At 74.0% G+C, this 8,221-nt stretch carries 8 protein-coding genes and 1 pseudogene; 5 read left to right on the top strand and 4 right to left on the bottom strand.

Annotation, left to right across the window (positions count from 1 at the left end; all coding sequences use genetic code 11):
• Nucleotides 1-217, bottom strand: a pseudogene (locus tag KS423_RS31405) (FAD-binding oxidoreductase); the annotation flags it as partial.
• Nucleotides 218-291: 74 nt separating this feature from the next.
• On the opposite strand from KS423_RS31405, the gene KS423_RS31400 reads away from it, so the two are divergent.
• Both KS423_RS31400 and KS423_RS31395 read left to right on the top strand, forming a co-directional pair.
• Nucleotides 292-900, top strand: a complete 609-nt coding sequence (locus KS423_RS31400; protein WP_224283158.1) for a TetR/AcrR family transcriptional regulator — start codon at nt 292-294, stop codon at nt 898-900.
• Nucleotides 897-2,465, top strand: coding sequence for a glycerol-3-phosphate dehydrogenase/oxidase (locus KS423_RS31395; protein WP_224283157.1), 1,569 nt, complete (start codon nt 897-899; stop codon nt 2,463-2,465). Before KS423_RS31400 ends, KS423_RS31395 begins: the two co-directional genes overlap by 4 nt.
• Nucleotides 2,466-2,503: 38 nt before the next feature.
• Here the strand turns inward: KS423_RS31395 and KS423_RS31390 are convergent, their stop codons facing one another.
• Complete coding sequence (locus KS423_RS31390) at nt 2,504-2,914, bottom strand: hypothetical protein (RefSeq protein ID WP_224283156.1); 411 nt, start codon at nt 2,912-2,914, stop codon at nt 2,504-2,506.
• 94 nt (nt 2,915-3,008) lie between these two features.
• Nucleotides 3,009-3,302: a hypothetical protein gene (locus KS423_RS31385; RefSeq protein ID WP_224283155.1), complete on the bottom strand. Its 294-nt coding sequence runs from the start codon at nt 3,300-3,302 to the stop codon at nt 3,009-3,011.
• Between the two features lie 78 nt (nt 3,303-3,380).
• On the opposite strand from KS423_RS31385, the gene KS423_RS31380 reads away from it, so the two are divergent.
• Both KS423_RS31380 and KS423_RS31375 read left to right on the top strand, forming a co-directional pair.
• Nucleotides 3,381-3,797, top strand: coding sequence for a hypothetical protein (locus KS423_RS31380; RefSeq protein ID WP_224283154.1), 417 nt, complete (start codon nt 3,381-3,383; stop codon nt 3,795-3,797).
• Between the two features lie 159 nt (nt 3,798-3,956).
• Entirely contained in the window at nt 3,957-4,532 is a 576-nt protein-coding gene (locus KS423_RS31375; RefSeq protein ID WP_049650185.1) for a TerD family protein, read from the top strand.
• On the opposite strand, the gene KS423_RS48150 is transcribed toward KS423_RS31375, so the two are convergent.
• Complete coding sequence (locus tag KS423_RS48150) at nt 4,514-5,836, bottom strand: FAD-dependent monooxygenase (protein ID WP_224283153.1); 1,323 nt, start codon at nt 5,834-5,836, stop codon at nt 4,514-4,516. The two genes, KS423_RS31375 and KS423_RS48150, sit on opposite strands and share 19 nt — an antisense overlap.
• Nucleotides 5,837-6,033: 197 nt before the next feature.
• Between KS423_RS48150 and KS423_RS31365 the strand changes: the two genes are divergently transcribed.
• Nucleotides 6,034-8,076: an NADPH-dependent 2,4-dienoyl-CoA reductase gene (locus KS423_RS31365; RefSeq protein ID WP_224283152.1), complete on the top strand. Its 2,043-nt coding sequence runs from the start codon at nt 6,034-6,036 to the stop codon at nt 8,074-8,076.
• The last annotated feature ends 145 nt before the right edge of the window (nt 8,077-8,221 follow it).

The following is an 8,221-nucleotide window of genomic DNA, read 5'->3' as shown; positions in this document are numbered from 1 at the left end:
GGTCGGCGTCGGCGGCGCTGACGTGCGCCTCGCCGACGGCGGCGGCCAGCGCCTTGAGGTCCTCGGCGGAGATCCGGGACGGGCGCAGCACGACCTCGTCGGCGCTCGGCCCGGGGGCGGCGTCGCCGGTGACGCCGAGGGCGGCGGCGAGCAGTCCCTTGATGTCGGCGGACAGCTCCTTGGCCAGGGCCGGGTCGCCCCAGGCGTTCCACTTCATCGGGGGGAGCGGAAGTGCGGCGCCGGCCGGTCCCGCTTGCGTCTCAGGTGCCATGCGTTACAGTTTCACACATCATGTCAAGTAGTAACGCCGAGCCCCAGACGCCGTCCCCGACACCCGGGGAGCGCAGCATCGACGACGCGATCCTGGACGCCGCCGCCGACCTGATCGTCCACCTCGGCGTGCGCCGGACCCAGTTGTCCGAGATCGCCCGCCGCGCCGGGGTCAGCCGCCCGACCGTCTACCGCCGCTGGCCGGACGTCCGGGCGGTGATCGGCGCGCTGCTCACCCGGGAGATCCTGACCACCCTGGAGGGCGCCGGGCTGGACGTCCACGACAGGGAGGCCCTCGTCGAGCGGGTCGTGGAGATCGCCGTCCGGCTGCGCGACCATCCGGTGCTCGGCGCGCTGCTGCACTCCGACGACTCCGACCTGCTGCTCCAGTACGTCGTCGAGCGGCTCGGTACCAGCCAGCGCGGCCTGCTGGAGGCGCTGAGCGCCGGCATCGAGCAGGGCCAGGCGCACGGCTCGATCCGGGCCGGCGAGCCGCTCGAACTGGCCGCCATGGTCCTGCTGATCGCCCAGTCCACCGTCCAGTCGCACCGCATGATCGCCTCCCTGCTGCCCGAGGCGGCCTGGCGGCGCGAACTGGCCAGAGCGCTGAACGGATACCTCGCGCCATGACCCCCACCGCAGGCCCGTACGCGGGCACCGGCCGGCTCGACGCCGTCCGACGGAAGCTGGAACTCGAAGCGCTCGGCGACGACGCCCGGATCGACCTCCTGGTCATCGGCGGCGGTGTCACCGGCGCCGGAGTGGCCCTGGACGCCGCCTCGCGCGGCCTGCGCACGGTGCTCGTCGAGGCCCGCGACCTGGCCTTCGGCACGAGCCGCTGGAGTTCCAAGCTGGTGCACGGCGGCCTGCGCTACCTCGCCTCCGGGCGGATCAAGGTGGCCCGGGAGAGCGCCGTCGAGCGCGGCGTGCTGATGACCCGCACCGCCCCGCACCTGATCCGGGCGCTGCCCCAACTGGTGCCGCTGCTCCCGGACCTGCTGCGCCCGGGCCAGGCCACGCTGATCCGTACGGGCTTCCACGCCGGGGACGCGCTGCGCCTGACGGCCGGCACCCCGGGTGCGCTGCTGCCCCGGATGCGCCGGATCGACGCCGGCCGGACCCGCCGCCTGGTGCCGGGCGTGCGGACGGACGGGCTGCGCGGCGCGCTGGTCGCCCACGACGGCCAACTCGTGGACGACGCCCGGCTGGTGGTCGCGCTGGCCCGCACCGCCGCGCAGTACGGGGCGAGCGTGCTGACCAGGGTGCGCGCCGAGCAGGTCACCGGCACCTCGGCCCGGCTGGTCGACACCCTGACCGGGCGGGAACTGGAAGTCCGGGCCAACGCGGTGGTCAACGCCACCGGCGTCTGGGCGGGCGACGTGGACACCTCGATCAGGCTCCGGCCCAGCCGCGGCACCCACCTGCTGGTGGACGCGCAGGCGCTCGGCAACCCGACCGCCGCCCTCACCGTGCCGGTGCCCGGCTCCACCAGCCGGTTCGTCTTCGCCCTGCCGCAGCAGCTCGGCCGGGTCGCGATCGGGCTGACCGACGAGGACGCCCCGGGCCCGATCCCGGACGAGCCGCAGCCCACCGAGGCCGAGCTCTCCTTCCTCCTCGACACCGTCAACGCCGCCCTCGCCACCGCCCTGACCAGGGCGGACGTGCGCGGCGCCTACGCCGGGCTGCGCCCGCTGATCGACACCGGGGACGGCAACACCGCGGACATCTCCCGCGAGCACGCGGTGCTGGAGAGCCCGTCCGGGGTGATCACCGTGGTCGGCGGCAAGCTCACCACCTACCGCCGGATGGCCGAGGACGCGGTGGACGCCGCCGTCCGGCTGCGCGGTCTGTCCGCCCGCGCCTGCTGGACGGCCCGGTTGCCGCTGATCGGCGCCCCCGGCCACCGGGAGAGCCGCCTGCTGTCCGCCGGCCGGGTGCCCGCCTCGCTGCTCGCCCGCCACGGCGGTGCGGCCCACGAGGTGCTGGCGGCGGGGGAGTCGACGCCGATCGCGGAGGACCTGGACGTGACCTGCGCCGAGGTCGCCTACGCCGTCACCCACGAGGGCGCGCTGGACGCCGCCGACGTGCTCGACCGCCGCACCAGGCTCGGGCTGGTCGCGGAGGACGCCGAGCGGGCCCGGAAGGCGGTCGAGGAGATCGTGGCGGAGCGCCTCGGGGAGGGGCTGGAAGGCTGACGTCGCAGGAGGGACGAGGCGTCAGGAGGGCTGATGCCTCAGGACGCGGCCCGGGGGAAGGGGGCGAGGTCCGGCTCCACCCAGGCGGTCCGGGCCTGCTCGCCCGCGAGCGTCTGCGGACGGTAGTGGCGGGCGAGCAGGTTCTTGTCGAGCAGCTCGGGGTGGCGGGCCGTGAACGCGTCGAAGTCCGCGGCGTCCCCGGTGTGCAGGCCGCCGGTGTGCCGGGCCACCAGCTCGACCCAGGCCCGGGTCATGGTGACGTGGAACTTCTGCGGCGCGCCGGCCTTGGTGGCGGTACGCCGGATGCCGTCGCCGACCAGGTCGAGGGCGGCGGTGGCGCCGTGGCGGCGCACGGCGAGCCAGGTCAGCCGGACGTGCTGGGGGTGGCCGAAGCGTTCGGCGCCGGTCATCACCTCCCGCAGCAGGTCGTCGAAGGTGCTGGGAGTCACGGGGGAGGTCATGCGGCGGCTTTCGTCGTGGGGGTCCGGCCCGGAATCGTAAGGTTTTCCGGCATTCGTGGGCAAACCGCCCGAACGGAGGGTTTCAGCGCGCCGTGTGCTCGGGCATCGGGTGTTCGGCGCCGGACAGCTCCAGGACGCAGGAGAGCGGGTGCTCGGCCAGGCCGGTGCGGTCCAGCCGGACCGCGAGCGGCTTCGGCGGCTCCTCGGCGACCTGGGCGGCGAGGGTCAGCGGGTAGTCGCCGTGCCCGTGGACCCGGTGGAAGGCGCACTCCTTGCCGTCGACCAGCAGCTCGGTCTCGGTGATCCAGCCGGACCGGACGTTGACGGTCACCGAGTGCCCGCCCCGGTCGAGGTGGAAGCTGTACCGCTGGCGCATCGGAACCTCCGGCGACAGGGCCTTGACGAGGGGAAATCCACTGCCAGTCTAGGGCGGTCGGCGGTTAGGGTGCTCGCCATGCGAAGCGCAGCGGGCGGCCTGCGGCCGTGCGGGCCGGACGACGAGGTGGCGGAGGACGAGTACGTCCTCGGCCTGTACCGGGTGCCCGTGAAGGCGAGGACGGGCCGCAAGGCGGGCCCGGCGCCGCAGACCGGGCGGCTGGAGGCCTACGCCGACGGCGGCGCGCTGCGGGCCGTCGTGCGCCGACTGGGCGAGCGGAGCCTGCCCACCCTCGCCCGGCATGAGCCGGACCTCGACTTCAGCAGCCGCATCAGGCAGCCGTCGATGGCCGCGCTGGTCCGGGAGATCGAGCGGGTGGACGTGGCCCGGCTCCCGGCGGGCGAACGCGAGGTGCTGGGCCTGCTGCTGGACTGGGGCCGCCGGGCGCTGGCGGAGAACGGCGCGCTGCGGATCGAGATCGACGCCGTCCAGTGAGCCTGCGCCGCCCGTCTGCGCCTCCCGTGTGCGGCCCCCGCATTCGGTTCCCGGGTGCGACCCGGAGAAATTCCCGGGGCGGGCCCGACTCCCGGCGGATTCTCGTGATCTCTACAGTGTTGTAGATTCGTCCACAGGGAGAGACCAGAGGAGGGCATTGTGGGAGTTTCGCTGGCCAAGGGCGGCAACGTCTCGCTGAGCAAGGAGGCGCCCGGTCTGAGCGCCGTGATCGTCGGTCTCGGCTGGGACGTGCGCACCACCACCGGGGCCGACTACGACCTGGACGCCAGCGCGCTGCTGTGCAACGCGCTGGGCAAGGTGGTCTCGGACCAGCACTTCGTCTTCTTCAACAACCTGCGCAGCCCCGAGGGCTCGGTCGAGCACAGCGGCGACAACCTGACCGGCGGCGGAGACGGGGACGACGAGCAGATCAAGGTCGACCTGGACCGCGTCCCGGCCGACGTGGCCAAGGTGGTCTTCCCGGTGTCGATCTACGACGCCGACGCCCGGCTGCAGAACTTCGGCCAGGTGCGCAACGCGTTCATCCGGATCGTCAACCAGGCCAACGGCCTGGAGATCGCGCGCTACGACCTGACCGAGGACGCCTCGACCGAGACCGCGATGGTCTTCGGCGAGCTGTACCGCAACGGCAACGAGTGGAAGTTCCGCGCCATCGGCCAGGGCTACGCCTCCGGCCTGCGCGGCATCGCGACGGACTACGGCGTCAACGTCTGATCGTCGTCGGGATCCGGTCGCCCGGCGCGGGTCGACGGGGTTTCGGCGGTCTCGGCAGGCGCTCGGCCGGTGCGGCCGAGCGCCTGGCCGCCGAAACCCCCGCCTCCGGTGAGCTGTTGCCGCCACCAGGCGGTCATGCCCGGCTCGTCCATCCCTGACCAGTCCGGCGCATCGGTGACCTGGGCCCGGCCGAGAGTGCGGCCCAGCTCCACCAACTCCCGCCCGGCCGCCGTCCGTTCACGGTCGTAGGCGGCCAGCAGTGCCGGCCAGGAGCCGGCCTCCCGCCCCGCCAGCTCGAAGGCGTGCGCGTCCTGCATCGCCTTCACCACGCCGCTGGTGTTGTGCGGGCGCACCACGGTGGCCGCGTCCCCGCCGATCAGCAGTCGGCCGGCCGTGCGGCGCGGGGCCGCCAGGTCGTAGATCGGCTGCAGGAAGGTCCGCTCGCGCGGGGTCAGCGTGACCAGGGCGGCCCAGTACGGCGGCAGGTGCCGCTCCGCCAGCTGCCGCAGCTCGTCCAGCTGCGGGTCGGTGAGGCTGCCCGCCGGGATGCTGGTCGGGCCGTCCAGCCTCAGCCAGGCGGGGGTGGGGGCGTAGAAGACCCAGTTCACCTGGGTGCGGCCGGGCTCGACCCCGGGGATGCGGTAGATCACCACCTGGCCGCCGGGGTAGCAGGCGGTGATGCACTGCTCCTGCGGCCAGGGCGCCGCACCGCCGGGCAGCTCGGCCAGCAGGGCGGCGTCGTAGCTGCCGCGCCAGCACACGTACCCGGCGTACTCGGGCCCGGCCTGCGGGCAGACGGCGGCGCGGACCACCGAGCGGTAGCCGTCGGCGCCGATCACCAGGTCGTACGCCTCGCGGCCGCCGCCGGCCTGCTCGGTCCAGGCGCCGCCCTGCCCGTTGCCGACGGCCGTCACGGTGGTGCCCAGCCGGAACTCGACCTGCCCGGGCGCCCGTTCGCGCAGCGCCTGCCAGAGCACGCCCCAGTGGTGCGAGTGGAACGGGAAGGGCTGGGCCCAGAGCAGTCGCCCGCAGCCGTCCGGTCCGTCCCCCTTGCCGGCCGCGCTCCGGGTGACCCAGCGGCGGACGGTGAGGCGGTGGCGGCGGGTGTCCGCGTCGAGGTGTCCGGCCCGGACCAGTTCGTCGAAGCGGTCGTCGTGGGTGCACAGCCCCACGCCGCGGTCCTCCAGCCGGCCGGGGCTGCGTTCCAGCACGACCACCCGTTCCGCGCCGAGCCGGGCGGCGGCACCGGCGAACGCGCTCCCGGCGATGCTGCCCCCGACCACGGCCACCGAGCCACCCCGCACGGTCGCTCCTCTCCCGAGCACGCGTTGTCCGGGGCACGACGATACGCCGACGGCCGGGCCCGGGCGCAGGGTTCTCGCCCATCCGGAGAAGCCCCGGCCGGAGGCCCCCGCTCCTTATGCAACTAGTTGCATACCCGGCCGCACGTCCCCTACTCTGCGGTAACAACCGCCCCCGGACCGCGCCCCAGGAGACGTCGATGAGCGCCCACCCCGGCAGCAGCCGCTACCCGCACCTGCTCAGCCCGCTCGACCTCGGCTTCACCACCCTGCCCAACCGCGTGATCATGGGCTCGATGCACGTCGGTCTGGAGGAGGCTCCCGGCGGCTACGAGCGGATGGCCGCCTTCTACGCCGAGCGGGCCCGCGGCGGCGTCGGCCTGATCGTCACCGGCGGCATCGCCCCCAACGAGGCCGGGCGCCCCTGGGAGGGCGGCGCGATGCTGACCACCGAGGAGGAGGCCGACAGGCACCGGGTGGTCACCGACGCGGTGCACGCCGCCGGCGGGCGGATCGCCCTCCAGATCCTGCACTTCGGCCGCTACGCCTACCACCGCGACCTGGTCGCTCCCAGCCCGGTCCAGGCCCCGATCAGCCCCTTCGTGCCCAACGAGCTCACCGCCGAGCAGGTCGAGCAGACCATCGAGGACTTCGCCCGCTGCGCCGAACTCGCCCGCCGCGCCGGGTACGACGGCGTCGAGATCATGGGCTCCGAGGGCTACCTGATCAACGAGTTCATCGTCGCCGCGACCAACCACCGCGAGGACGAGTGGGGCGGTGCGTACGAGCGGCGGATGCGCTTCCCGGTGGAGATCGTCCGCCGGGTCCGCGAGCGGGTCGGCGAGGACTTCGTCATCGTCTACCGCCTCTCCATGCTCGACCTGGTGCCAGGCGGCTCCACCCTGGACGAGGTCGTGCAGCTCGCCCAGGCCGTCGAGGCCGCCGGGGCGACCATCATCAACAGCGGCATCGGCTGGCACGAGGCCCGCATCCCCACCATCGCCACCTCGGTGCCGCGCGGCGCCTTCGCCTGGGTGACGAAGAAGGTGATGGGAAAGGTCGGCATCCCGCTGGTCGCCACCAACCGCATCAACACCCCCGAGATCGCCGAGCAGTTGCTCGCCGAGGGCAGCGCCGACCTGGTCTCGATGGCCCGGCCGCTGCTCGCCGACGCCGACTTCGTCGCCAAGGCGCGGGACGGCCGCGCCGAGGCCATCAACACCTGCATCGGCTGCAACCAGGCCTGCCTCGACCACACCTTCAGCCTCCGGATCACCTCCTGCCTGGTCAACCCGCGCGCCTGCCACGAGACCGAACTCGTCCTCGGTGCGACCCAGTTGCGCAAGCGGATCGGCGTCGTCGGGGCGGGCCCGGCCGGCCTCGCGTTCGCCGTCTCCGCCGCCGAGCGCGGCCACGACGTCACCCTGTACGACGCCGCCGAGGCGATCGGCGGGCAGCTGAACATCGCCCGGCGCATCCCCGGCAAGGAGGAGTTCGACGAGACGCTGCGCTACTTCCGCACCCGGCTGGCCGAGTTGGCCGTCACGTTGCGGCTCGGCGCGACCGTCACCGCCGAGCAGCTGGCCGAGCAGGGCCACGACGAGATCGTCCTCGCCACCGGCGTCACCCCGCGAACCCCCGCCGACATCCCGGGAATCGACCACCCCAGCGTGCTCGGCTACCTCGACGTGCTGCGCGACGGCGCGCCGGTCGGCGAACGGGTCGCCATCCTCGGCGCGGGCGGGATCGGCTTCGACGTGGCCGAGTTCCTCACCGACCCGGGCGACGCCGCAAGCCTCAACCCGCCCGTGTTCCAGGCCAAGTGGGGCATCGACCCGGAGTACCGAGAGCGCGGCGGCCTGCGCGTCCCGGAGCGGCCGAAGCCCCCGCGCAGCGTGCACCTGCTCCAGCGCAGGACCGGCAAGGTCGGTGCCGGCCTCGGCAAGACCACCGGCTGGATCCACCGCACCGAGCTCAAGCACCGCGGCGTGGTGATGGTCCCCGGCGTCACGTACGACCTGATCGACGACGCCGGCCTGCACATCACCGTGGACGGCGAGCGCCGACTGCTGCCCGTGGACACCGTCGTGCTCTGTACCGGCCAGGAGCCGCGCCGCGACCTGCACGAGGCGCTGCGCGAGCGCGGCCTGACGGTGCACCTGATCGGCGGCGCCGACGTGGCCGCCGAACTGGACGCCAAGCGCGCCATCAAGCAGGGCACCGAGCTGGCCGCGGCCATCTGAGGCCCCGTGCATCAGTCGTCCTGCCGAGCGGTGACAAGAACAACTCCTGCCTGACCGTCCTGCCCGAACGCGGCACCGCCGACCCCGGCCGGCTGCGCGCCGTGCTCGCCCGGCACGCCGCCGCGCCCGCCCGGGGCTGAGCCCG

Source organism: Streptomyces sp. LS1784, from assembly GCF_020103755.1.
In the GTDB taxonomy this organism is placed as follows: Bacteria; Actinomycetota; Actinomycetes; order Streptomycetales; family Streptomycetaceae; genus Kitasatospora.
Note: the sequence above shows the minus strand (reverse complement) of the source record. Positions and strands in the feature narration are given on the sequence as shown.